The sequence below is a fragment of the Microcoleus sp. Pol12B4 genome (assembly GCF_036701385.1).
Taxonomy (GTDB): Bacteria; Cyanobacteriota; Cyanobacteriia; order Cyanobacteriales; family Microcoleaceae; genus Microcoleus.
The window spans coordinates 1-26,727 of sequence record NZ_JAUBQR010000080.1 but is presented as its reverse complement, the minus strand read 5'-3'; the positions used below and the strand labels follow the sequence as shown (position 1 = coordinate 26,727).

The following is a 26,727-nucleotide window of genomic DNA, read 5'->3' as shown; positions in this document are numbered from 1 at the left end:
GGAAGCGATCGCATATATCCCGCGTTCCTAACTCAAAAGTTTCAATCTTTCCAGTTTCTTGGCACTGCTGCCAACACTTTTCTAAGTCATACTTCAATCCCAAGGCACTTTGATAGCGCTTTTCCGCATTTTTTGCCATCAGCTTCATCACCATATCCGAAACCACCTGCGGGATTTCTTCGCTGTTTATGGCAGGAGGTTTTTTGGCTATATGGCAGTGAACCAACTCCATCGGGTCGTCACATTCAAATGGCAGTTTTCCTGTCAGCAGTTCGTACAAAGTGACTCCCAGAGAATAAAAGTCAGTGCGGTAGTCGATGCCTCGGTTCATTCTTCCGGTTTGTTCGGGAGAAATATAGGCGAGGGTTCCCTCTAAAACGTTGGGATTTTGAATTTCTTGAGTTTCTCTCGGCAGTAGGGAGGCGATGCTAAAGTCTATGAGTTTAATTTGTTTGGTTTCCGGATGAATCAGAACGTTAGCTGGTTTAATATCTTTGTGAATGACTCTGTTTCGGTACAGTCCGTCAAGGATATCAGTTATTTGAATGGCAATTTCCAATATTTCTGCCAGAGTCAGCTTGCGTTCTTGGGCGTAGTCTCGCAGAGAAATACCCCCAAAATCCTCCATTACTAGGGCATAGCTGTGGCGGTAGGACTCTAAATTGTAGGGTTCAACGACTCCCGGCAGGCGTAGATTTTTGGCGATGGTGTACTGGTTGCGGAATTGCAGCAGTTCGCTGAAGCTGGGATAGTCTCGATTTAATAGTTTAATGACAACCGGAATCTGGTCTGTTTCTCGGATAGCTCGATATACTAGGGTTCTGGAGCCGCAGTATAATTGCTCAACCAGATCATATCCTGAAACTCGGTTTGTCAAATCCACTGCGGTACTCATCTGGATTACTCCATCTCAGACATTGACTTCTGTAACTTATTATACACTTCTCTTTGTCAAGTCTAACGGTGAGATAACTGATTTCGCCCCCAGCAGAAAGACTCTACCGCTTCTATTATTTTTTCATTCTCGAATAAAAATATTGCCATCTATCGATATCGTCTTATCCTTTCATCGGTAAGAAAATTGAAAACTCCGTCCCTTCTCCCAATAGAGAATTTACCTTGATCGCCCCTCCATGTTTCTCAACCACAATTTGACGAGCGATCGCCAATCCCAACCCCGTCCCTTTCCCTACTCCCTTGGTAGTAAATAATTCATCAAAAATCTTCTCTTGCACTGCTTCACTGATGCCCACACCGTTATCTTTAATGCGAATCATCGCTTGTTTTTTATCCTCATCTATTTCAGTTTTAATGGTAATTTGATTGACTATTTCTGCATAATTCCGGTCTTGATTTGATTCATCCAAAGCATCTATCGCATTACCTAACAAATTCATAAATACTTGATTCAACTGGCCGGCATAACACTCCACTAATGGCAAATTACCGTATTCCTTAATCACTTTGATTTCTGGACGATTTTCGTTAGCCTTGAGGCGATGTTTCAGGATCATAATGGTGCTATCGAGGCCATCGTGGATATTACAAGCTACGGGATAGTTAGTGTCGGCACGGGAGAAGGTTCGTAGACTGGTACTAATATCTCGAATCCGCTTCACGCCTTCCCGCATCGAACCTACTAATTTGGGTAAATCTTCCCGGATGTAATCAAGATCTATGTTCTCGATTTCTTTTTGAATCTCTGGATCGAGTTGCGGATATTTTTGTTCATACAAATCGAGCAATCCAAATAAATCTTTGATATAATCTAGGGCGGGTTGAATATTACCAACCAGAAAACCCACTGGATTATTAATTTCATGAGCCACCCCAGCCACTAAGTTTCCCAAAGCTGACATTTTTTCGCTTTGAACTATTTTTATTTGTGCTTGCTTGAGATCGGTTAATGCTTGTTGAGATTCTTGATACAAACGGGCATTTTCTAAGGAAATAGCAGCTTGAGAAGCCAGCAAATTTAGCACTTCGATGCGATCGCTCGTAAACGCCCCAACCGTTAGGTTATTTTCCAGGTAGAAAACTCCTATCAACTGCCCTTGATTAAGGATTGGAATACAAAGAACACTGATCGGCTGGTGCTGTTCAATATAGCGATCGCTTGCAAGCTGGGAACTTACCCTAGCATCAACTATTACCAAAGGTTTCAAACTACGCTTGACAGTGTTAACCAAACTAATTGCTACATCATGACTTGATTCTAGAGGTATTGAGGGTAATAGCTCAGGTTCATGTCCCTCTTCTACAAGAGCCGCTACCTGTAAATACTGTTTTTGTTTGAGCAATAAGACACACTTAGTTGCCCCAGCATTCGCGATCGCTATTTTTAGGAGAGTAGTCAGGAGTTTATCTAGTTCAATCTCCCCAGAAATGGCTTGAGAGGCTTTGATCAGAGTAGGCAAATCGAGAAACTCAGAGTTGCTGCTAGAAGAGTTGGTATTATAAGTAATTGTTCCGCAGGCGATCGTTTCCTTTAATGAACTAAAGGCTTGAGCTTGCTGAAGGATAATACCGAGTAGGCGAGGATAACGTTTTTCCAAATCCTCAATTTTGGCTTTAGCTCCCCATCGGGCATAACAATAATAGGCTTCAATCATGTAGGCTTGAGCTACTTTTTCTTTGCCCCATTCCAAGTAGAATTTAGCTGCTAGTTCGTTGGCGAGGGCTTCTTCGTTGATGAATAGATTTTCTTTAGCGAGTTGGATAGCGCGATCGTACATTTCAAGTGCATCTGCCTTGTAACCCAAAACCTGCTGCCGTTCTGCTTCAACCAAATACCATTTATGCAGATGATTCATGGGAGCATTTTGCGCCCACTGGTGCAGAGTCGTTTGATGGGTTTCCACAGAGGCGAGAATGTCAGCTTGCTCAATTTCAGGATGTGTGGGGAAGAGCGCCAGGTGTGTCAAGGCTGCATAGAAATGGAAAATGGGAATAAAAATACATCCTGGTACTGCTATCAAATAGGGCTGGGCTTGGCTAATATAATTGTTCGCCTCTTTGTAGTTACCAAAGCAATAAGCAAGCAACAGTTTGTAGATATAAACCTCGGCGATGGCAGTGAATTCATAATCCTGATTATGCTTGGGCATCATCACTGTTTCATCGTAAGCCAGGCCGATTAAGCAATCCGACAGAATCTCGACTTCCTTTAAGTTATTCACGGTCTGTCGCACCATGTCTACATAAATCTGAGCCGAATATTGCTTTACCTGAGCCAAGGCGGCGCTGTAACTTGCTATTTCTGATTCCAAATTGCTCAGTTCTACTCCACTGAAAAAGTTCATATAGCTGTAAGTGACCATGCTGTAGCCAGCACTTAGAAAATCGCCAGTTTCCATGCCCAACCTATAGCTATCTTTCGTCGTCAGCATCACTGCCCTCATTGCTTCTTTGCGATGCTGAATAAAGGCTCCAAATAAATTCAGAATCATGGACTTGAATTCCCGCACATTGAACCTATCGAGCAATAAGAGTGCTAATTTACCAAAGGCATACCCCGTTTCCACATCTCCCAAAAAGGCACACAACACCAGTCCGTGAATGCCATACCCCACCGTCGATGCTGACGCATTCCCAAAGGAGAGCGATAAACTCACCATCTTGCAGCTAAGTAGGGGCAGCAAACCGGGCATTCCCAGAAAGATAGGAGAATATAATGTTGCTAATAGTGGCATGGCAGCCTGAGCCTTGGCATCAGTTATCACCGGCAGATTAACTAGCTCTTCAATCCGTCTACCTTGGAGTTGGCTGGCAACGGCTTCTAGCGCTTTACCAATCAAAGCTTCGTCAGCTTCGGAGGGTAGTTCAACCCCCAATTGCCAGAGTGCATCTCTTGCTACTGCAATGGCTTCTAGTGACTTGCTCTGTGCTGTCTGGGCGGCGATTTGAATTTCGTAAATTTTGATTTTGTCTAAGATTGTCTGGGCTGCTTGCAACACTTGTGCTGCTATCTCTTCCATGCCATCAAAGTCAGCATTCAAATAGGCGGCTTCAGCAGCAGCAACATAGAGGTTCAGAGTCAATTGATACTGGCTTTGCCAGCAGTTGGCTGTCAGTAGCTCAATGCCTGTTTGCAGATAAACTCTAGCTGCCATGTAGGCGGTAGAATTTCTGGCTTTACAACTGGCTGCCAAGTTCAGTTTAGCTAAGGCTTCTCGTTCGCTCGGTTGGGCGATTAACTCAATTCCTCGATTCAAATGCCCGATAATATCAAACAGTTTTTCTTCTTGCTCTATTTTTGAAAAATTTTGCTGAAGTAATTGTCCGATTTTGAGATGAGTTGCTTTTTTCTGTGAATCGGGAATGAGTGAATATGCCGCTTGCTGGACGCGATCGTGTAAAAATCGATAAGTTGGATTAGCTGAAGAATTGAAAACTTCATTACTATCCGATTGGGTAAAGAACTTATAGATTTTGGTCGTGGGAATCACCAAACCTTCCTGCAATGCTTTCCATAAAGCCGTAGCCGTCATTCCCGCAGATTGCTCACTGACAATTACTAACGTATTCAAATCAAAGTGCGATCCTATACACGCAGCTAATGTGAGAACCTCCTGAGTTTCTGGCGGCAACTTCTGCAATTGCCAAGCCATGAATTGAACGACATCATCAGTAATCGCTAAGGCTTTAACTTGGGCAATATCACACTGCCAATGCCGAATATCCCAATTAAAGCTAATTAGCTGCTCGTCATTTAATGCCTTGAGAAACTGAGTAGCAAAAAAAGGATTTCCCTGAGTTTTTTGATATACTAATTTTGTCAAAGGTGGGGCCAGTGATGATTCGCAATTCAGCGTATCCACCACCAACAAATTTATATCGGTTTCGCTTAACGGTTGCAAATAAATCCTATTAACTGTTGCCCCATTTTTAACTATCTCATCCACTGTTAAGATAAATGGATGCACAAGCGAAACTTCATTATCTCGATAGGCCCCCAATACTAATAAATATCCTGTATCCATCATCAATAATTGTAGCAAATTCAGGGAGGCTGAATCCGCCCATTGCAAGTCATCCAAAAACATCACTAAAGGATGTTCTTTGCTCGTGAAAACTTGCACGAATTTCTGCATGATCAGATTAAAGCGATTTTGGGCGGCACTTCCTGACAATTCTGTTGCAGGAGGTTGAGCGCCAATTATACCTTCTAACTCAGGAATCACATCAATCAAGACTTGTCCGTTGTCTCCCACTGCTGATAAAATCTGGGTTTTCCATTTTTGCAATTGGGTATCGGATTCTGATAGTAATTGACCCATTAAGTCGCGGAAGGCTTGCACAAAGGCACTGAAGGGAATGTTGCGTTGAAATTGATCGTATTTGCCTTTGATAAAATAACCGCGCTGACGGACAATGGGTTTATGAACTTCATTGACAACGGCGGTTTTCCCAATTCCCGAAAAACCGGCTACTAGCATCATTTCGGTGCTACCTGTGCTGACTCGCTCAAAGGCAGCTAATAAGGTTTCAACTTCTTTTTCTCTACCGTAGAGCTTTTCGGGGATAGTAAAGCGATCGCTAATATCTCGCTTTCCGAGTTCAAAACATTCTATCTGGCCTGTTTTTTGTAACTGAACTAAACAAATCTCTAAATCCTGCTTGAGTCCTAATGCACTTTGATAGCGTTTTTCTGCATTTTTTGCCATCAGCTTACTGACAAGTTGCGATAAAATTAGGGGTATCTCTGGATTTATTTGATGGATCGGTTTCGACGGTGTGGCGAGATGAAAATGCACCAATTTCATCGGATCATCTGAGATAAATGGCAACCTTCCTGTCAACAATTCATAAAAAGTCACACCCAGGGAATAAAAGTCACTACGATAGTCAATGCCTCGATTCATCCGTCCTGTTTGTTCGGGAGAGAGATAGGCTAATGTTCCTTCTAAGATATTGGGATTCTGTATTTCTTGGGTTTCTCGTGGTAGGAGGGAGGCAATACTAAAGTCAATTAGTTGGATTTGTTTGGTGTCTGGATTAATGAGAATATTAGCGGGTTTAATATCTTTGTGAATGACTCGCTTTTGGTATAGATAGTGAATAATGTCTGTTAGTTGTATGGAGATTTGGAGAAATTCTGCTAAAGGTAAAAATTGAGATGGTTCGGTTTTATTTGTTCCGGTTTTGATATAAGTAGATAGGGAGACTCCGCCAAAGTCTTCCATTACTAGGACATAGCTATTCTGGTATACTTCCAGCGTCAGGGGTTTGACGAGGTGAGGGAAGTCGAGATTTTTGGCAATGGTATATTGGTTGCGAAACTGGACGAGCTCGTTGAATGTGGGGTATTTGTTTCGCAGCAGTTTGACGACGACAGGGTATTGGTCACGGGTACGGATGCCTCGATAGACTAAGGTACGTGTACCTACATAAAGTTTCTCTGTAATCTCATAACCTGACAAATTTGCGATCGCATCCATAACTTATTAACCCTTTATTATAAAACAGTTAAATTAAAACCTTCTATTCCATTGTATTTTATTATTTGACAAAGATAGCGATCGCAAACTCTGCACCCTCGCTAGGTACAGAATTAACTGTAATTTTTTCCCTATGTTTATCAACTATTATTTGACAATCAAGCAATGTGGTGACAAGCCCCCGGACTCATCCGTGAGTTCAATCTCAAATTTCAAATCTCAAATCGCATGAGGTGCGATCGCTAATTCTCAACCAGTTCCTTTCCCGATTGGCGCTATGGTATGGTTTCGTAAGTTATTATGGTATCATAAAACAATAATTTGTAATTTTTAACCGCAAATATACGCAGATTAACCAGTATATAAACTTGATACTATCTGCGTATATTTGCGGTTGTATTATGCTTTATTCTCCGTAGTGGCCGCCGACAACCTTACCCCGAAACACAACATAATTGTAGATGTTGTAAAAAATCATAATCGGGAGCAGAACGCCCATGAACACAATCATAAATACTAGGGCGCTGGGCGAAGCTGCGGCTTGGTAAATCGTGATTTGTGAGGGAATAATGTAGGGAAAAACAATCAATCCCAAGCCGATGAAAGTAAGCAAAAAAATCAGAATCGTCCAGACCAACGGCGTGCGTTCTTCTTTGTTTTCGAGACTTTTCAGCAGCAGCCCCACCAACAGCACTCCCAGCAAAGGAATCGTGGCAAACACATAAACTAGCGGTTTATCGAACAACCTGGATCTAGCACTTTCGTAAAAAATCGGAGTGGCGATCGTAATTAAAACTGCTCCGATTAAAGTTGTCACCGCCGCAATTTTAGCCGTGCGATAGTGATTTGTTTGCAGTTCGCCCTCCGTTTTCATAATTAGATAGGTTGAACCGATCAAAACATAGCCTTGAATCAGCGTCAAAGCAACCAAGATCGATCGCCAATCCAGCCAGTCCCAAGTAGTCCCCACAAAGTGACCGGCTTCGTCAACCGCAATGCCTTCGAGCACCGCACCGAGGGCAAAGCCTTGAGCTAAAGCTGCTAAAAAACTGCCAGCACCAAAGGCATAATTCCAGAATAATTTGCGATTAGAATGCTCGCGAAATTCAAAGGCGACAGCCCGAAATATCAAACCAAAAAGCATCATGCAAATCGGTATATACAGCGCTGTCAAAATCGTACCGTAAGCGAGGGGAAATGCGCCAAATAAAGCGCCTCCCATCAACACCAGCCAAGTTTCGTTAGCATCCCAAACGTTACCCAAACTCGTCATTAAAATGCCCCTGCGCTCCTCGTCATCAGCAGTCAGAGACAGGATTCCTACTCCTAAGTCAAAACCGTCTAGCATGACATATAGCAGGAGAAATAAAGCCAAAACCACAAACCAAACTTGTGGAAGAAAATGCTCCAAAGCTTGCATAAAATCTCCTATTGTTGTGCTTCTACGGGACGTTGATCGGGAATGTGTTCTGCAGGTTGACTTTCGATTGCAGGTTCATTGTCTAATCCCGGTACCGGCAGAGTTAAATTAGGCCCTTGGCGGATAATTCTGCTGCCAAAATACAAGGCACAAACAAACAAAAAGCTATAAACAACGGCAAAGAAACTGAGAGAAGTTAACACATTGCTGGCGGGGATGTTTGACACCGCATCAGCAGTGCGAATTTGCCCGTATAAAGCCCAAGGTTGCCTGCCGACACAGCGGACAATCCAACCCGATTCTACAGCAATATATCCTAGGGGAGCAGCTAATACCCAAGCGCGCATCAGCCAAGGTTGACTGCTAATATTTTCAGCAGAAAGTTTGCCTCGCAGCCACTGAATTATACTGAAAAGCATCAGTCCTAAAAAGAAGAATCCAATCCCGGACATTATGCGAAAACAATAGTAGATTAAACCCACCATCCGCGGTCTATCTTCTGGCTTCCATTCCTTCAATCCGAGTACGGGTTCCGAGAGATTTGGTTTGAATTCCAGAATGTATCCTAAGCCATTGGGAATGCTAATTTCCCAGTCATTTTTTTGGGCTTTTTCATTAGGCAAAGCTAGCAAAGTCCAATCTGCGGACTCTCCCGCTGGTGAAGTTTCCCACTTAGCTTCGATTGCTGCTAATTTAGTGGGTTGATAGTGATAAACTTGTTCGGCACTCAAATGTCCGATGTATATTTGCAAAGGTGCAACGGCGATTGCGGTCGCTATGGCAATTTTTAAAGACTTGGAAAAAAAGGCTTGGTTGCGCTTATTGAGAATGTACCAAGCGCTAATTCCCCCAATGACAAACAGCGAAGTTTCTAACGTCGCAAAAAACATATGAAGAATGCTGTTTAATGCGAACGGGTTCATAATTGCTTGAAAGTAATCGCTGACAATAAACTTGCCATTGACCATTTCTCCACCCGCAGGAGTTTGCAGCCAAGAGTTAGCGACTAAAATCCAGACTGTGGATAGGTTAGCGCCGAAGGCTACCATGATTGTAGCGAAATAATGAACGATCGGGTGAACGCGCTCCCAACCAAACAGCATAATGCCTAAAAAGCCAGCTTCTAGCATAAATGCCATTGAAGCTTCAAAGCCCAAAATACTGCCAAAAAAGTCACCAACAGCTTCAGAAAATGGTGCCCAATTCGTGCCAAACTGAAATTCCATCGGAATTCCTGAAGCTACTCCAATACCGAAGTTGAGGACGTAGAGTTTAGACCAGAAACGAGCATGATGGTAGTAGTCAGGATTGCGAGTTTTCAGCCATATGCCTTCAACAATTACCAGATAAATTCCCATTCCTGTAGTCAGAACTGGCCACAGCATATGGAATATGGCGGTTAGCGCAAATTGCATCCGCGATAGGGCCACGGTGTTAGATAAGATATCCATCGTTATATCCTTTGGTCAGTTCCAGAGACGTTAGCTTGCACAAATTTCATAATGGACACTGACAAGGTAGCGCAGAAATTTAATTAGTGCAGAATGCACCGACTTATCTTTATTAAAAATTAAGATTTGCTGTTTTAAGGAAGAAGGAAGAAGCCAAGCGCAATAAAATCAATAAGATCAATGGTTTCAGCAATTAAGCACGTCCTAAGCCTCTTGGTAGTTGCTATAATAGTAATTTAACTAAATTACATGTCGCGTGTCCACCTTAACTTAAAATAGAAAACTTGCTCTCAATCTTTCTCTTCTTTTCTCCCCTCGGCGCTCTCGACGCTCTCGGCAGTTAATTTACATAAAATCTCTCCAGAATCAGTCCTTAAAATCTCAAATGGTATTACCTAACGCTGACAGTGTAACTCAGTTTAAACGGTTGAAAATTAGCTGGTTTTTTGGCTGTTCCGCTCAAGTCAAGCTGGTAAATGCCAGCCTTGGGAAACACGATATCAGCTCCGGGAATCCCTTGATATTTCTCGGCTGATATGGCTTTTAAAGGCGGCTGCATCAGTGGCTTATCCCCTTCTTGGCGCTCTTTTGGATAAACCGCTAATTTGCAATTGCACTGCTCTAAAGGGATAATTTTGCCGCCCCGGCGAGTCAGCGCAAACCACACTCTGGCAGGCTGTCCGGCGCGGGGGTTGTGGTTTGGTTCTAGGTGAAAGGTAGCGGCTACATCTTCCGAGACTTCGACTTGGTGCGCCCAAACTGAAATCGAGTTTAACTGCGGCGCAGTCGGAATTGCTGCTTCAATTAGCAATCCCCAAAAAACTAACAATCCTAAACTTTTACTTTTGTTTGACAGGTGAAACATAGAACTTGTCCAGTGATAAAATTGACCAAAAAAAGCGCGATCGCACAAACATAACTAACACCGCAACCACCGCTAACACGGCTGTCAGCAATTGATTAACCGCCGTCGATTCAAAGCCGCCGAGATAGTGGGAACCGATGAGTACAGCGTGTACAGCGCACAGCAAGAAAGCTGGAACGCTTAACAGGTGAAGCATTCGCCACAGTTGGCCTAAATAATTTTGAATGCGATCGCAACTTGTAACCGCCGCCGGCAACATCAACAGCAACGCCATCATCCCAGCCCTCATTCCCAACTGATGCTGCGGCAACATGAAGGACACAGCATCAAAATTCCATCGCAGCGTATGATCCAGCATATGAAACGTGTGGGCGACTGCTAGAACAAACGCGCCCACACCCAAAGCGCGGCGGTAGCGCAGCAGTTGCGGTAAAAACTTGCTCACCGGACGCGCCAAAAGTGCTAGCGTCAAGCACAGCAGCGCTGCGTGGCCGGTAAAATCGACCATTTCATCGGTTCGCAGCAGGGTAAGAATCCCGATCGCCACAGTCAACCACCCACTCATGCGAAACAGTTGACTGCGCTTGTCCGCGCTCAATCTGCCAGCAAAAAAACTCACTCCCAGCATAGTTGGCAGCGTGCCGAGTCCAAAAGCCAGCATCGTCGCCGCACCCAAAACCGGGTTTCCGGTTTCCGCCGCCTTAATCTGGGCTGCGTAGAGGAAACCGCAGGGAATCAAACCCCAAAGCAAACCCAAAGCAATCGGCACCCACCAGTTTTTTTGTGCCGAAAGCTTGCTCATTGCTTGTCCGACTCGATCGTGCGAAAGCGGCTGCAATCGGGGCAATCCCGGCAGTAAGTTCGGTTGAATTTGCCCTACTCCGAACCAAATCAGCATAGTGCCCGTTAGAAGTGCGATCGCGCGCCGCAATTCGCTACCCGTACCTGCCAAAAGTCCGCCAGCAATTAACACCGAACCCAGCCCGCCAATTGCAGCACCAACCAAAGCGTAAGCAGCAATTCTCCCCAAATTTAGCAGCAAATGAAAGCGGAAAGCAGCTAATTTATCGTTGCGGGAATTAGAAAGAGAAAACGCCATTGTCAGCGGGCCGCACATCCCAGCGCAGTGACCGAAACTGCCGAGAAATCCCAAAATTGCAATTAGCAGCAGGTCTAGCATTTTGCTGTTTTTTTCCCAAACAACGCCATCAAGGTATTGACAAGATTTTCTTCGGCTCTTGGACGCTTTTTTATTTACTTTTTACAAAAACTTATCTCAGCCGATCGCTTTTGTCAAAATACAAGTTGTCAAACTTCTCTCTAATCTCACCGATATTTAAAATTAGTAATGACTGACGACTAATAACTACTTTTTTTCTGGATGTGCCGCCGCCGGCGAAGCTGCACCCATTTGATTTATAGCAGCAATTAGCTGATAAAGCCGCCCCAAATCCCGCTGGTTGAAATGCAAAGTCAGGCGCGGCAGATCGAAAGTCGCATCTCCTATTTCCGGTTCCAAAGCTTGACTTTTTTCAATTTTTCCGGTGACAACAATATCGCTAAAATCAGTATTTAGCCGATCGACATTCTCATCAGAAAGCTCTGTTTTCAAGCGAATTACCAGTTTTTCGCGCACGTAGCGGCAGGAGTGATAAACCAGATAAAAACTACCAATAGTCTCGCAAGCGACATTGATATCGTCAGTAATCGTATACAGGCTGCGATCGTCGGCTGAAATCAAACCCCGGCCCCGCAATTGTTTTTGCACAAAATAATTCCAATCGTGCCAATAATCTCCTCCCGGTCGATCGATCAATACCACAGGAGCCGGCCCGAACTTGCCAGTTTGAGTCAAAGTCAGACACTCAAAAGCCTCGTCCAGAGTGCCGAAACCGCCCGGAAACAGAGCCAAAGCATCGCTCTCCCGGAGAAAAAATAACTTACGAGTGAAAAAATATTTAAAATTGAGCAATTTGGGATCGCCCGCAATGAAAGGATTAGAACTCTGCTCGAAAGGTAACTGAATGTTCAGTCCAAAAGAACGTTCCGCAGTCGCCCCCTCGTTCCCCGCCTGCATAATTCCCCCGCCGCCGCCAGTAATCACCATAAACCCCTGCTGGGCGATCGCGCGCGCAAAGTCTCTAGCCATCAAATATTCTGCCGATTGGGGTGACACCCTCGCCGAACCAAAAATCACAATTTTGCGAACGTGGCGGTAAGGATAAAACAGCTCAAAAGCGCTCTCCATATCTCGGAGCGCCGCCGCAATAATCTTCAAGTCTAGGCGATCGAGCTCCTCTCTGGCCATTTGCACTATAGTAGAGAGCGATCGTTCGATCCACTCAGAGTGCTTCAACATTGGCAAGCGATCGAGCAAATCCATCACTTCAGCTTGGAGGGACTCAAAACCTTGACCAGACCCAGAACGAATCATGAATTTTTCCGAAACGATAACAAATTGTCTCTACTAAAAATTAAGGGGCAAGCCAAAGTTATAAGCTAATAGCCACCAGCAAATTGCCCTGCTGGCAACTAATAACTTTTCCAGTAGCTTTGCCCCGGTTCTGAAGCGAGTGAGCTTTCGCGGCCCAAAAAGAACAGCGCGAAACCGCTCGCAGTTGGGTTAAATGTACTTTTCCAGAGTGTTGGCCAGAGTAGTTTTAGGAACTGCCCCAACAACCATATCCACACGTTGACCGCCCTTAAATATCATCAGCGTCGGAATGCTGCGGATACCGTATTGGCTGGCCACGTTAGGATTCTCGTCGGTATTAACTTTTACTACCTTGACCTGCCCTTCATATTGCTGGGCAATTTCGTCTACGACGGGCGCCACCATCCGACAGGGCCCGCACCAGGGAGCCCAAAAATCCACTAGAACTGGAACTTCGCTATCGAGCACTTCCTGCTTAAAGGTAGAGTCGGTTACTTGCGCGGCTGCTGACATCCCTAGCCATCCTTGTAAATACTATTTCTCGGATAACAAGTCTAGCAAAAAATGTAACCACTTGCGTCAACGATTTTAACAGAACGCTTCTGAAGGAAGAAGGAACACGGTAGAAGGAAGAGGGAAGACGGTAGAAGGAAGAAGGCACAAGGTTTCTGAACGAACAAGGCACTGATGTTTCCGAAGGCAGAATGCACTTATCTAGAAAAAAATTCTCCCACTCCCAGACTCTCCCACTCTCCCACTCTCCCCCTCTCCGGAGCTAAAAGCCTCAGTTCTGTATCTAGTAAGCAAGAGCCAAGATTTCCGTCAAAAAAGGAACCGCCCGAACAGTAGTCCGGGCGGAGTGTGGTGTGAGGAGTGAACGGAAACATTCGTCTCCGCTTCTTCTATTGTGACATCTCCTTCTCGATAATTCCACAATATTCTGTAAATTTCGAGACTCTTGAACAAATTTTGTCAAGGTATGCTGGTATTTGATCGGTAAATCTACTTACCCATGCCCAACTGCTGAGCTTTTTGATAGACTTTACCCTCAGTCAGCAGAGAAGGAGCAATTACCACTTCCACTTGCTGCATCTCCTTAATATCCTTAGCGCCCAAGGTACCCATGCTAGTTTTTAGAGCTCCGAGCAAGTTGTGCGTACCGTCATCTAGCACCGCAGGCCCCCGCAAAATTTGCTCCACAGTACCCGTAGTCCCCACGCGAATGCGAGTGCCGCGCGGCAAAACCGGGCTGGGAGTCGCCATTCCCCAGTGAAAGCCGCGGCCGGGAGCTTCGGCGGCCCTGGCAAAGGGCGAACCAATCATCACTCCATCGGCACCGCAGGCAATGCACTTGCAGATATCGCCACCAGTAATTAAACCGCCGTCAGCAATCACCGACACATATTTGCCAGTTTCGCGATAGTAGTCGTCCCGCGCGGCGGCGCAGTCTGCTACCGCTGTGGCTTGGGGAACGCCGACACCCAATACCCCCCTAGATGTGCAAGCAGCCCCCGGCCCAATGCCCACGAGAATGCCCGCAGCGCCAGTTTTCATTAAATTCAGGGCGACTTCGTAGGTGACGCAGTTACCCAAAATTACTGGTATCGGCATCTCTTGACAGAATTGTGTCAAATCTAAAGATGAGATTGATTCAGGGGAAAGGAAAGCTGTCGAGACTACAGTTGCTTGGACAAAAAATATATCGGCTCCAGATTCAGCAACCGTCCGGCCGTATTTGCTCGCGCCGGCTGGTGTACCGCTGACGGCGGCAATCCCTCCTCCAGCTTTAATTTCTTTAATTCTCAGGTCGATTAATTCTGGCTTGATGGGTTCGGCATAGAGTTGCTGCATCAGGGAAACAAATTCGTGGTTCCCGACACTGGCGATGCGCTCTAATATTGGCTGGGGGTCGGCATAGCGGGTTTGAATTCCTTCTAGGTTGAGCACGCCCAGTGCTCCCAATTCCGACAGCAAAATGGCCATGCGGACATCGACTACTCCATCCATTGCGCTGGCGATGATCGGGATTTCTCGATCGATCCCACCAATCTGCCACTTGGTATCTGCCAAACTCGGGTCGAGGGTGCGCTGTCCTGGTACGAGCGCGATTTCATCTATGCCGTAAGCTCGGCGAGCACTTTTGCCCCGCCCAATTTCAATATTCACGCTGTTTCACTTCCACAAGGTATTTAAATTAGAGTAACAAAATCGTAGCCTGTCGGCAGGTAGCGATCGCGCAAATGAGTTTAAAAAGCCTGATCTTGATTGGATTTTATGAAATCGAAGGGGATACTTTTCCTCAGCAACGGCCACGGGGAAGACGCGATTAACTGTCAAATTCTCAAAGCTTTGAGAGCATCTGGCGTGGATATTGATGTTTCGGCGATGCCGGTTGTCGGTGACGGGGCTGCTTACAGCCGATCGACCGTGCCAATTATTGGGCCCACGAGTCAAATGCCGTCTGGGGGAGTTTTTTACATGAATCCCCTGTTTTTCCTCAAAGATATTGGGGCGGGGCTAATTGCTTTGACTTGGCAGCAATTGCAGGCTGTTTGGAGGCATTCGCGCCACTGCGATTTGGTGGTGGCGACTGGGGATATTGTCGCGGCGGCGATCGCCCATGCCAGCAACCGCCCCTATATAATTTTTCTATCGGCCCATTCTAGTTATTACGAGGGGCGAGTCGATTTGGGTTTCATCTTGTGGCAGTTGCTTTGCTCAGAGAAATGTCTGGCGGTTTTTACTAGAGATGCTTTGACTGCTGCTGACTTAAACCGACAGGGTTTAAAGAAAGCTCAATTTGTCGGCAATCCAGTCATGGACAACCTCAATTCTACGGGCAAAGATTTGCAGTTAATACCCGGAGTTCGGACGATCGCCCTTCTCCCCGGTTCTCGCCTCCCAGAAGCTACTAACAACCTCATTTTGCTCCTGGAACTGGTTAAAGAAATTTCTAGTAACTCTACTGTATCGGTGCAGTTTCGGGCAGCTTTAGTTCCGAATTTGATACCTCAATTAGATGATATTGCGGTGCGCTCTGGATGGCAACACCGATCTGGCAAGCTCATTTTTCCAGCAATCAAACGGTCTTTTGGTGAAGAAAAATTAGTCGAAGTGATGTGCTCAGCCGATGCTTTCACCGATATTTTGCAGCAGTCTAGTTTAGTAATTGGGATGACTGGAACTGCTGTCGAACAAGCTGTGGGCTTGGGAAAACCTGTAATTGCAGTACCGGGAAACGGCCCTGCCTTTACCTATCGGTTTGCGGAGGCTCAAAATCGGCTTTTAGGTGATTCGGTGCAGGTTATTGGCCCACAACCGGCCAATTCTTGTATTATCAAGGAAGCTGCTTTGGCAGTCGATCGCACTTTGCAAGATGATAAATATTTAGCAAGTTGTGTTAAAAATGGCTTAGAAAAAATGGGGCGATCGGGCGGCAGCATAAAAATTGCTAATTACGTGGCCAACTATCTTTGTTATTAATTCTGGTAGGGTGCGTCAGGTTTGAAATTTTACATCGGCACGGAAAGAGTAATTCTGACGCACCATTTATTCCCTGATGCGTCAGTATGAGATTGTGGATTTGTCGCGAAAATAATTGTGGCTGACGCGCCCTATTGCTATTTCAACAACTCAGAAACAGTTTTAAATTCGTAACCTTTCGACTGCAAATCCTTGACAATCATTTCAGTTGCTGCTACGGTTTTAGAGCGATCGCCCCCGCCGTCGTGCATCACCACAATCGAACCCGATCGCACATTTTCAATCACCCGATTTGCGATATCTTCCGCCGTGAGTGTTTTTTCATAATCTTGGGAATCCACATCCCACATTATGAGTTTTTTGTGCATTTGGGATAGCAAATAAGACAAAACTACAAATCGCCTACCCCAAGGCGGCCGAAAACTAATACTGTCTTGCTTAACCCCAACTTCCTGCAAAAGTTTGTCTGTTTTTTCTATCTCAGACAGCAAAAATTTCTGGGGTTTAAACATCATATCTTTGTGAGAGTAGGAATGGTTTGCCAACTCATCTCCCCTCGCGACAATCATTTTCACGATTTCTGGATGTTTCTCAATATTGCGGCCGATTTCAAAAAAAGTTGCTTTAACTTGATAGCGGTCTAAGATATCTAAAAGCTGATTTGTATAGGGAGGATAGGGCCCGTCGTCGTAGGTAAGGGCAACAACTTTAACTTCTGTATCGGCACGGTTGATGCCGAAATAATTGTTAAATTTAGTAACTTTAATTAACAGCGATACTGCGAAAAATAACGCTATTGTGAAAAGCAGAAACTTTTGTAATATTTTACCGATTCGCATAGCTGCACGCACTCGATCGAGAATGAAAGTGGATTTTTGTCAGATTACCACAATTGGGGAGCTGAATCCTTAAGCTATTTTATCATTAATTATTGTCCGTTCATAAATTTTTCATTTTTGGCGATCGGACAATAGCTAGACCCTTCAAGTGCCAGTACACTTGTACCCTAAATATAGCGTAAGTAAGTCCAGAGCAAAAAAGAAATAATAAAACATCCGGACTTGTAGGGGGTGTAAGGCAAGGATGTATATTCGCAGCCAGTTTACTGCTCCTCTCACCCGCTCCTCGCCATGTTATATTTATTTGTATAGTCAACTTTTTTAGGCAGCAATAATTCCCAACATGATTTCACTGCCAGATATCACAATAGTCAAGCAAATCTACGAAAGTGCGAATTCCCTCGTATACCGAGGCATCTTCAAATCAAATCAGCAACCTTTGATTTTGAAACTCCTCAAAGAGGATTACCCCACACCAGCCGAACTCTACCGCTATCAGCAGGAATACGAAATCACTCGCCGTCTCAACCTAGAGGAAACGATTAAAGCCTACGAACTACGAAAATACGAAAACACACAAGTCATGTTGTTGGAAGATTTTGGAGGAGAGTCCTTAAAAATCATGCTGGATGGCCGTCCCTTTGGTTTACCAGAGTTTCTCCACCTAGCCATCCAAATCACAGATGCGTTAGGCAAAGTTCATCAAAAAAAGGTCATTCACAAAGATATCAATCCATCTAACATTGTCTTGAATCCTGAAACCGGACAATTAAAAATTATTGACTTTGGCTTATCTAGCATCCTATCCCAAGAGAATCCGAGCCTCAAAAGTCCTAATCTTCTAGAAGGGACATTGGCTTATATATCTCCAGAACAAACAGGCAGGATGAATCGAGTGATAGACTACCGCACTGACTTTTATTCTGTTGGCGTTACTTTCTATGAACTACTAACCAACCAGTTGCCTTTTACATCCGTCGATGCACTTGAGTTAGTCCATTGCCATATTGCCAAACAACCCACTCCACCTCATGAAATTAATCCACAAATTCCCTTGAATGTCTCAGAAATTGTCATGAAATTAATGGCAAAAACTGCGGAAAATAGATATCAAACTGCTTGGAAAATCAATGCCGATTTAAAAACTTGTCTCGCTCAATTTAGAAGTCGTAAATTTCAAAATTTTTCCTTGGGCTACCAAGATATTTCTCCTCAATTGCAACTCCCTCAAAAACTGTACGGAAGAGAATCACAGATTGACTCTTTATTGACTGCATTTTATCGCGTAGCTTCTGGAGAAGAGAAACAAGTAGGGGCGAGCAACCCAACGACCACTCAGTCACAACATCTGCCGATACAAGGAAAAACTGAACTCATGCTAATTTCTGGATACTCTGGTATTGGGAAATCAGCTTTAGTTCAGGAATTGTATAAGCTCATCACTCAAAAAAGTGGCTACTTTATTGCAGGTAAATTTGACCAGTTGCAACGCGATATTCCCTATCAAGCTTTAGTCGCTGCCTTCCAAGAATTGGTGCGGCAATTGCTCACCGAAACTGAACCCCAATTACAACAGTGGCGAGAGAAGATTCGGCGTGCATTAGGCATCAACGGACAAATTATTATTGATGTCATTCCCGAAGTGGAACTGATTATTGGCAAACAGAGTCCAGTTCCCGAATTACCTGCAACAGAAGCCAGAAATCGCTTTAATTTAGCTTTTCAAAACTTTATTAAACTTTTTTGCCAAAAAGAACATCCCCTCGTCCTATTCCTAGACGACCTTCAGTGGACAGACAGCGCTACGTTACAATTAATCCAGTTGATAATGACCGATTTTACTACTCAATATCTGTTTGTAATCGGAGCTTATCGTGATAACGAAGTCAGGGCAAATCATCCTACTATGCTGACTTTATCTGAGATGAAAAAACAGGGAGTAGTAATTAATCATCTCTCTCTTTCACCCTTAAATTTAAACCAGGTTAATGAATTCATTGTGGATACGCTGAAAACCGAATGCGTCCCTACGCAAAGATTAGCCGAGTTGGTTTGGCAAAAAACACAAGGAAATCCCTTTTTTATCAAAGAGTTTCTCAAGTCGCTTTATACAGAGCAATTGCTGAATTTTGATTTGAATGCTGGGGCTTGGCATTGGGATTTAGAGCAAATTATAACTAGGAATATTACTGATAACGTTGTTGAGTTCATGGCAGAGCAAATTCAAACCTTATCAGAATCAGCACAAAAAGTTTTACGATTAGCCGCTTGCATTGGCAACCAATTTGATTTACCAACCCTTTCAATTATTAATGAAACTTCTCAAAAAGAAACGGCTGATGAATTATGGAATGCTATTCAAGGAGGATTGATATTACCCCTTGGAGATGATTACAAATTCCTGAAAACAGACAGAGATACAAACGCATTAAAAATTATTTATAAATTTGCTCACGATCGCATCCAGCAAGCCGCCTATTCCCTAATTCTCCCAGACGACAAGCAAGCGGTTCACTGGAAAGTCGGGCAACTGTTGTTACAAAATACACCACCCCAGGTACTCCCACAAAAGGTTTTTGATATTGTCAATCAACTAAACTTCGGTATAGAAGCAATTGACATCCTGTTAGAAAGAGATAAACTTGCTCAATTAAATCTGATTGCTGGCAAAAAAGCGAAGGCATCAGCAGCTTGGAAACCAGCCTGGAATTACTTAATAATTGGTATAAATTGGCTGAGTACAGATAGTTGGCTTCGTCAGTATGACCTCACTCTGGCACTGTATGTGGAAACAGTAGAAGCTGCTATCTTGAGTAGTCATGTTGAGGAAATGGAAAAATTGGCTGACCTAGTGCTTCAACAAGCTACTTCATTGCTGGACAAAGTGAAAGTCTATGAAGTCAAGATTCAAGCCTATACAGCACAAAACCAACCGTTAGCAGCGATAGATACGGCCCTTTTAGTATTAAAGATGTTGGGAATTCGCTTTCCCCAAAAACCAACAAAATTAAATATTTTCTTTGAACTGGTGAAGACTAAGTTAAGTTTAGCAGGGAAGCGAATCGAGGACTTAATCGACTTACCAGTGATGACCGATCCTTATAAGTTGGCAGCTATGCGTATCTTATCAGGTATAGTGTCCGCTGCCCATTTTTCCACACCTGACTTGCTACCGCTAATGGCGTTTAAACAGGTCAATTTATCCATCAAATACGGGAATACTTCTGTGTCTTCTTGTGCCTATGCTACTTACGGACTGATTCTGTCTGGAGAAACCGTAGGAGACATTGAGACTGGCTATCAATTTGGACAACTTGCTCTCTTGTTACTCGATAAGTTTAATGCTAAAGAAGTCAAAGCCAGAACCATATTTATTGTTAATTACTTTGTCAAACATTGGAAAGATCATCTTAGGGAAACTTTAAACCCTTTGCAGAATGCTTACTCGATCGCCCTAGAAACTGGAGATTTAGAATATGCAGCTTATTCGGCCTGCGTATACTCCTACCATTCCTATGTATTGGGTAAGGAATTGGCAACAGTCGAGCGAGAGATGGCAATGTACAGTAATACCCTCAGCCAACTGAAGCAAGAAACATCATATTACTACAACCAACTCAATCGACAGGTTGTATTGAACTTGATGGGGCAGGCTGAAGATAAATGCCGTTTAATCGGTGAAAGCTATGACGAAACAAAAATGTTACCTCTGCATATAGAGGCGAAGGCTCAAAATCTTTGTCATTCCCTCTATTTTTACAAGCTATTTCTCTGCTATCTTTTTCAAGACTATCAGCAAGCTATAGAAAATGCTAAATCAGCCGAAAAATATAGCGATAGCGCTGTAGGTACTATTCCTCTCTACCATTTCTACAATTCTTTAGTTTATCTGGCTATCTATTCTGACGCACCAAAATCCGAGCAAAAACTCATCCTCCAGAAGGTGAAAGCCAACCAGAAAAAAATCCAAAAATGGGCGGAGTTTGCTCCGATGACTCACCTCCATAAATTCTATCTAGTGGAGGCAGAGCGATATCGAGTTTTGGGTGAAAATGCTAGGGCGATCGACTACTACGATCGCGCCATTGCCTTAGCCAAAGAACATGACTACATCAACGAAGAGGCTTTGGCTAATGAACTAGCTGCCAAATTCTACATCGCTTGGGGAAAAGAGCAAGTTGCCCAAGCCTATATGACAAATGCTTACTACTGCTATTTACGTTGGGGTGCAACAGCTAAATTGACTGATTTAAAACGACAGTATCCAGAACTTTTAAAGCGTTTTACGAAACTCAATATGTCCATAAATTCGCGCAGCAACCTGTCTGATACATCTAGCAGCACTTCAGGTGAGCTCCTGGATTTGGCAGCCTTGATGAAAGCATCTGGGGCAATTGCTAGTGAAATTGAGTTGGATAAACTCCTCACGACTTTGATGAGAATCCTGCTGGAAAGCTGCGGGGCAGAAACTGGCTATCTAATTTTAGAGTCTCAAGGACAACTGCGAGTCGAAGCGTCAGGTGAGGCTAACTCAAATCAAGTGATGGTGTTGCAATCGACTCCTATAGAAACCTGTCTTCCTTTGTCGATTATTCACTATGTTGAGAGGACTAAACAAGGACTGATTGAAACCAATGTTGCCCGTGAAGGCCGATTTACCCAAGATGCTTATATCAAAACACAGCAGCCCAAGTCTATCCTTTGCGCCCCTCTGCTCAATCAAGGGCAATTAATTGGCATTGTTTACTTGGAAAATAATTTAGCAGATGGCGTTTTTACACCCGATCGCCTGCAAGTGATTCAATTACTTTCAACTCAGGCGGCGATCGCCCTTACCAACGCCAGACTCTACACCCAAGTACAATCGACGCAAAATCGCCTGAATAAATTCCTTAACGCTATTCCTTTTGGCATATCCGTTCACGACGCCAAAGGACAACTGGTTTACGCCAATCCAGTTTCACAGCAGTTACTGAATATTCAAGATTTACCCAAAGCCGAAATCGAGCAACTCTCAAAAACCTATCACGTTTATCGGGCAGGCACTGGGGAGATGTATCCAGTGGAACAGCTACCCTTGGTGCGATCGCTTCGCGGTGAAAAAACATGGGCGGATGATTTGGAACTGCACTACAGTGAGCGAATCGTTCCCTTAGAAGTAACTAGCACGCCAATTTTTGATGAGACGGGTAGTGTAGAGTATGCGATCGCAGCTTTTCAAGATATTAGCTCACGCCAGCAAGCACAGATTACGGTCATTGAAAATGTCCGTTTAGAACAGGAAATTCGCGAGCGCCAAAAAATCGAAGAGGCTCTGCAGCAGAGCGAGGCACGCTACCTTGGTATTCTGGAAGACCAGACAGAACTGATTGCCCGCTATCTGCCAGATGGTACCGTTACTTTTGTTAATGAAGGCTTCTGTCGATTTTTTGGACTGACAAGGGAACAACTCATCGGGCATCGCTACGAACCTGTCGTGTTTGAAGAAGACCGCGAATATGTAACCCGAGTCGTCAATTCCATTAGCCCAGAAAATCCCGTTGTCACAATTGAAAATCGGGTGATTGTTAGCTCCCAAGTGCGTTGGACGCAGTGGGTTAACCGAGGGATATTTGATAATTCCGGTTGCATTGTTGAATTCCAGGCGGTAGGACGAGATATCAGCGCGCGCAAAAAAGTTGAAGCAGAACTCGAACGAGCGAAAGAAGCAGCAGTTGCCGCCAACCTCGCCAAAAGCACTTTCCTTGCCAACATGAGTCACGAATTGCGAACTCCCCTGAACGCCATTCTCGGTTTCTCGCAACTGATGAATCAGGATACGAATCTGTTAACTGAACAAAAAGATAACCTCAATATCATTCAGCGCAGTGGAGAGCATTTATTATCTCTAATTAATCAGGTGCTTGACCTTTCCAAAGTTGAAGCGGGAGGCATGAAGCTATCTAAAAATAATTTAAACCTTCATCAGTTTTTAGCTGAAATAGAGGATATGTTTGCGTTAAAAGCCACCGCTCTAAGCTTATACTTACGATTTAAATGTGCTGCCGATGTTCCTAAATATATCTTCGCTGATGAAGTTAAGTTGCGGCAAGTGCTGATTAATTTTATCAGTAATGCCGTTAAGTTTACCTCTTCGGGAGGGGTGTCTTTAGAAGTAAAAAATAAACAGGTAAAAGCCCAAAGTGAACCCGGAACCAAAACAACCAACAACCAACAACCAACAACCATTACCTTTGAAGTAAAAGATACGGGAGTTGGCATTGCGGCAGAGGAACTGGAGAATCTCTTCAAACCCTTCGTGCAAACAGCATCCGGTCAAAAAGTGCAGCAAGGAACCGGATTAGGACTGACGATTAGCCGTCAATTTGTCCGCTTGATGGGAGGTGAAATAACAGTCATTAGTCACGGTAAAGCTTTCACTCCTGGAATGCCTCTCAAGGAATTTTTTGAAGACACAACGGGCACAACATTTAAATTTGACATTCCTGTGGGCATCGCTGATGCCAGCGCCATTCAAAATCAACCCCACAGTCGTCGCGTCGTTGCCCTAGCGCCTAACCAACCCCAATATCGCATCCTAGTAGTGGATGATCGAGATTACAATCGGCAACTGTTAGTTAAACTCCTCAAACCTGTTGGTTTTGAAGTTGAAGAAGCGACTAACGGTATTGAAGCGCTTGAAATTTGGGATTCATACTCACCCCATCTCATCTGGATGGACATGAGAATGCCCCTTATGGATGGGTATGAAGCCACGAAACGCATTAAAGGCACCCTTAAAGGTCAAGCTACTGCTGTTATTGCTTTGACTGCTAGCGTGTGGGAAGAAGAAAAGGCAGTTATTTTATCGGCTGGTTGTGATGATTTTGTACGAAAACCGTTCCACACAGAAGCCATCTTTGACATTATGGCTAAACATTTGGGAGTCGGTTATATTTATCAGGAGGAAGAGCTACCCTGTCCCCCTTCTAATGTGACTGGAGAACCGTTAAATTTCACGGATTTATTAGCAGCGATGTCAAAAGAATGGATAGTAGAATTATATGAAGCAGCTATTGACGCGGATTCGGAATTAGTTTTTCAACTCCTTGAGGAGATTCCTGAATCTCACGCTTTCGAGCTTCAAACTCTTAGGGGTTGGGTGAATAAGTTTCAGTTTGAGAAGATTCTCGATTTAACTGAAGTATTGATTGGTGAATCTTGATATTTTTAGGACTTACGCACGGGCGGTCAGAAACCGCGTTTTTTACATCATACTTCGTTACAGCCCGTATATTCGTTAAAAAACCCGTTTCTAGGCGTCGGATTGCGTCCAGGATTGTTGATCTGAGATGTTGCACCATTCTCAAGAACAGGCTTTTCGGCCTCTTCCACAATAAACATTATTTCCTGTGCGGTGGGCCCCATATCCCGCCCTTGAAAGCCTTATTGAGAATGGTGTAATATCTCAGGTTTATCCTATTTGATGCTACTACGTGGTTGGTTCAGTTGCATCATTGACTTTAATGCCGACTGTTTTAAGTCTGTAAGATCGCGGATGGTAATTGAGCAACCGTCTCCCAATTTAACAGCAGTGAAATAATAGCATTTGCCAAGGTAATCATTTTCTAGATGAACCTCTCCTTCAAGCGATTCTCCCGTCTCAACAACTTCTACTAATAAATCAAACAATCCTGGACTCAATTGATTAAGCAGTTTTTTCAGCACGGGTTCGGCCGCGAGTTCTGTTCGTTTTTTCCCTAAGAGTCTGGCAAAGACAGGGTTAACTACCAAGCAGCGAAAATCTTCAATTTCTCCAGCGATATCTCCCCTCACCGCGTGCACCGCAGCTATTCCATCCAGAGATGAGTTTAGCAAATTTGCCAGCAGGCTGCGAGATTGGTAGGCAATTTCTGCGGTTTGCTGGTGTCGCTCGATTGCTTCTTTAAGCTGGCATTTTTGGTGCTGGATAGTGACCTGAGTTTCGAGACGAACTAGCACTTCTTCTGGCTGAAAAGGTTTAGAGATGTAGTCAGACCCCCCTACCTTAAAGGCTTTAACTTTATCAAAAACTTGGTCAAGTGCGCTTAAGAAAATAATCGGAATTTCTGAGGTGTTTTCATCAGATTTAAGGGCTTCGCAGACTTGATAGCCGTCCATGTCTGGCATTTTTATATCCAGCAATATAGCATCGGGGGGATAATGGCGAACCGTCCTCAAGGCCATCGCACCATTGGTGACGCCGCGAACTTTGTACCCCTCCTTAGTGAGAATTGTTGTTAGAAAACGCAGATTCTCTTGGATGTCATCAACAATTAAGATGTTACCTTTGTATGTTTTGAATTCATTGATGTCACTTTCTTCTACCGAAGCTATCGTCATAGGTTCGCCTTCGACTTCGACCTCGGCGATCGCACTTGTGGTGCTTTGCTTCTCTAGCAGAGAACGAAAGTTATTCTTAGTAACTTTTTCTCCCATTACGTCTGAAAGCCGCTGCCACAGGATAGAAGATGAATCTTTGATATGTCCTACGCTGAGGTACAAGCTGTCAGCGACAGCACTATAAGTTGTGTTTTTCCAAGCAGCTTTTAAGATTTCCTGTTCGAGAAAATTTAACGGTTTACTGGTTTTGGACTCTAAGGCTGATTCAATAAATTCTAGGGGTTCTTCAAAAGTCATATACAAATCAATCTCATCGGGTAAGGTTTTTCCAGTTTTGCACCCTAATTTTGAGTTATCCACCGTAGTAAGTCGGTGGAGAAATTCCTAATAGATATTATTGCAGACTTATTGACAATTACGCTCCGGGGCGATCGCCCCCGATCCTGATTCCACCTTGTCGCAACCCGAAAAAGGCGATCGCGCCCGCCTAATTCTTTGTGAGGGCGATCGGCTTAAACCCTTTAAATGCAAGGCTTTTAAGTTGCTTGTCACCCCGTCAGTTCTTTGAGTTTGTTCGCTTAAATTTTTGCCCACCTCTTTCTTCACCAGTCTTGGAGGCACTCCGACTCTCAGAAACCGGGTTTTTACCTTGGGTGCGGGCTGCAACCTGTGTATTTTCGTCCATCAAACCCGGTTTCACCGGCCCCCATGCGTAAGCCCTTTTCACATAACGATCCGAATGATCCGACTTTTCCGACTTTACGATCCGACTTTTCCGACTTGCTTTGTGCCGATCGCGCAAACATACTATTAATAGCATCCACCAAAAGACATAAAACATTACCAGTCATGCTGTCGCTCTGCTCTATCTAAAGATAGATAGTAAAACCAGGGCGTCCGACTTTTCCGACAGACAGGGGGGGGAGGGGAGCCAGGATACAGACATGGAAAGGATGCAGCCTCAAAAAAAGAGCAACTGAATCCAATCTTTATCCGCATAAATACTCAGACCACACTGAGCTAGATGTTTGCGGCATTGGGGTGCAACGAAAAAAGCAACAGAGGAATGTTCCTTCACATTTATATTTCACCACTTTTAAAATCATGTTTACCTGAGTCTAGTCAAATTCTCAATCCGTTATTGCAAGAGACATTCGGTATTGTCCTGAAGATATAGAAAAAGCATTTTGGCAGCTATGGCAGCAGAACCGAGATGATCTTTACCGTTGCTGTCTCAGGTGGATGGGGGGGAATGCTACTGATGCTGAAGAGGTGCTCAGTCGCGCCATTCTCAAAGCTTGGGATAAATTGCTAGACTATGCCGAAAAAATCACCAACCTCCGAGCTTGGCTGCTTCGCTTAACCCATAATCTATGTATAGATATACACCGAGAACGTCGCCGGAAAGCAATGCAGATGGAGGATATTGAAGAA

At 44.2% G+C, this 26,727-nt stretch carries 15 protein-coding genes; 3 read left to right on the top strand and 12 right to left on the bottom strand.

Features of this window, described 5'->3' with window-relative positions; genetic code table 11:
• The 9 genes from QUA38_RS13365 to QUA38_RS13325 all read right to left on the bottom strand — a co-directional run.
• Nucleotides 1–895: serine/threonine-protein kinase (locus QUA38_RS13365; protein ID WP_333162470.1), on the bottom strand; the 895-nt coding region annotated here is incomplete at its 3' end.
• A 163-nt stretch (nt 896–1,058) separates the two neighbouring features.
• Nucleotides 1,059–6,440 carry an AAA family ATPase gene (locus QUA38_RS13360; protein ID WP_333162468.1) on the bottom strand — a complete coding sequence of 1,794 codons (5,382 nt, stop codon included), beginning with the start codon at nt 6,438–6,440 and terminating at the stop codon, nt 1,059–1,061.
• A 406-nt stretch (nt 6,441–6,846) separates the two neighbouring features.
• On the bottom strand, nt 6,847–7,860 hold the full coding sequence (gene cydB / locus QUA38_RS13355) for a cytochrome d ubiquinol oxidase subunit II (protein WP_333162466.1): 1,014 nt from the start codon (nt 7,858–7,860) through the stop codon (nt 6,847–6,849).
• Between the two features lie 8 nt (nt 7,861–7,868).
• Nucleotides 7,869–9,311 carry a cytochrome ubiquinol oxidase subunit I gene (locus tag QUA38_RS13350; RefSeq protein WP_333162464.1) on the bottom strand — a complete coding sequence of 481 codons (1,443 nt, stop codon included), beginning with the start codon at nt 9,309–9,311 and terminating at the stop codon, nt 7,869–7,871.
• Between the two features lie 391 nt (nt 9,312–9,702).
• Nucleotides 9,703–10,140, bottom strand: a complete 438-nt coding sequence (locus tag QUA38_RS13345; RefSeq protein ID WP_333162462.1) for a hypothetical protein — start codon at nt 10,138–10,140, stop codon at nt 9,703–9,705.
• Nucleotides 10,141–10,150: 10 nt separating this feature from the next.
• Nucleotides 10,151–11,356: an urease accessory protein UreH domain-containing protein gene (locus tag QUA38_RS13340; RefSeq protein WP_333162460.1), complete on the bottom strand. Its 1,206-nt coding sequence runs from the start codon at nt 11,354–11,356 to the stop codon at nt 10,151–10,153.
• Nucleotides 11,357–11,542: 186 nt separating this feature from the next.
• The gene (locus tag QUA38_RS13335; RefSeq protein WP_333162459.1) at nt 11,543–12,610 is read right to left on the bottom strand and encodes an LOG family protein; all 1,068 of its coding nucleotides are present in this window, start codon (nt 12,608–12,610) and stop codon (nt 11,543–11,545) included.
• Nucleotides 12,611–12,799: 189 nt separating this feature from the next.
• Entirely contained in the window at nt 12,800–13,123 is a 324-nt protein-coding gene (gene trxA, locus QUA38_RS13330; protein ID WP_006631199.1) for a thioredoxin, read from the bottom strand.
• Nucleotides 13,124–13,612: 489 nt separating this feature from the next.
• Complete coding sequence (locus QUA38_RS13325) at nt 13,613–14,776, bottom strand: GuaB3 family IMP dehydrogenase-related protein (protein WP_333162457.1); 1,164 nt, start codon at nt 14,774–14,776, stop codon at nt 13,613–13,615.
• Nucleotides 14,777–14,884: 108 nt separating this feature from the next.
• Here QUA38_RS13325 and QUA38_RS13320 point away from each other — a divergent pair, with 108 nt between their 5' ends.
• Nucleotides 14,885–16,093, top strand: a complete 1,209-nt coding sequence (locus QUA38_RS13320; RefSeq protein ID WP_333162455.1) for a lipid-A-disaccharide synthase-related protein — start codon at nt 14,885–14,887, stop codon at nt 16,091–16,093.
• Between the two features lie 137 nt (nt 16,094–16,230).
• Here the strand turns inward: QUA38_RS13320 and QUA38_RS13315 are convergent, their stop codons facing one another.
• Nucleotides 16,231–16,932 (bottom strand): polysaccharide deacetylase family protein, encoded by a 702-nt coding sequence (locus QUA38_RS13315; protein ID WP_333162453.1) that lies wholly within the window; start codon nt 16,930–16,932, stop codon nt 16,231–16,233.
• A 343-nt stretch (nt 16,933–17,275) separates the two neighbouring features.
• Here QUA38_RS13315 and QUA38_RS13310 point away from each other — a divergent pair, with 343 nt between their 5' ends.
• Nucleotides 17,276–24,136, top strand: a complete 6,861-nt coding sequence (locus tag QUA38_RS13310) for an AAA family ATPase (RefSeq protein ID WP_333162451.1) — start codon at nt 17,276–17,278, stop codon at nt 24,134–24,136.
• Nucleotides 24,137–24,390: 254 nt separating this feature from the next.
• On the opposite strand, the gene QUA38_RS13305 is transcribed toward QUA38_RS13310, so the two are convergent.
• Nucleotides 24,391–25,590, bottom strand: coding sequence for a response regulator (locus tag QUA38_RS13305; RefSeq protein WP_333162449.1), 1,200 nt, complete (start codon nt 25,588–25,590; stop codon nt 24,391–24,393).
• A gap of 108 nt (nt 25,591–25,698) precedes the next feature.
• Complete coding sequence (locus QUA38_RS13300) at nt 25,699–25,914, bottom strand: hypothetical protein (protein WP_333162447.1); 216 nt, start codon at nt 25,912–25,914, stop codon at nt 25,699–25,701.
• Nucleotides 25,915–26,433: 519 nt separating this feature from the next.
• Here QUA38_RS13300 and QUA38_RS13295 point away from each other — a divergent pair.
• Nucleotides 26,434–26,727 (top strand): sigma factor (locus QUA38_RS13295; protein ID WP_333162472.1); only part of this gene is annotated, 294 nt, incomplete at its 3' end.

Bases quoted from the DNA above. Each gene is read 5' to 3' on its own strand.
- QUA38_RS13360 (WP_333162468.1), bottom strand. From the start codon at position 6,440: ATGGATGCGATCGCAAATTTGTCAGGTTATGAGATTACAGAGAAACTT.
- QUA38_RS13335 (WP_333162459.1), bottom strand. From the start codon at position 12,610: ATGATTCGTTCTGGGTCTGGTCAAGGTTTTGAGTCCCTCCAAGCTGAA.
- QUA38_RS13350 (WP_333162464.1), bottom strand. From the start codon at position 9,311: ATGGATATCTTATCTAACACCGTGGCCCTATCGCGGATGCAATTTGCG.
- QUA38_RS13340 (WP_333162460.1), bottom strand. From the start codon at position 11,356: ATGCTAGACCTGCTGCTAATTGCAATTTTGGGATTTCTCGGCAGTTTC.
- QUA38_RS13305 (WP_333162449.1), bottom strand. From the start codon at position 25,590: ATGACTTTTGAAGAACCCCTAGAATTTATTGAATCAGCCTTAGAGTCC.
- cydB (WP_333162466.1), bottom strand. From the start codon at position 7,860: ATGCAAGCTTTGGAGCATTTTCTTCCACAAGTTTGGTTTGTGGTTTTG.
- QUA38_RS13315 (WP_333162453.1), bottom strand. From the start codon at position 16,932: ATGCGAATCGGTAAAATATTACAAAAGTTTCTGCTTTTCACAATAGCG.
- trxA (WP_006631199.1), bottom strand. From the start codon at position 13,123: ATGTCAGCAGCCGCGCAAGTAACCGACTCTACCTTTAAGCAGGAAGTG.
- QUA38_RS13310 (WP_333162451.1), top strand. From the start codon at position 17,276: ATGATTTCACTGCCAGATATCACAATAGTCAAGCAAATCTACGAAAGT.
- QUA38_RS13320 (WP_333162455.1), top strand. From the start codon at position 14,885: ATGAAATCGAAGGGGATACTTTTCCTCAGCAACGGCCACGGGGAAGAC.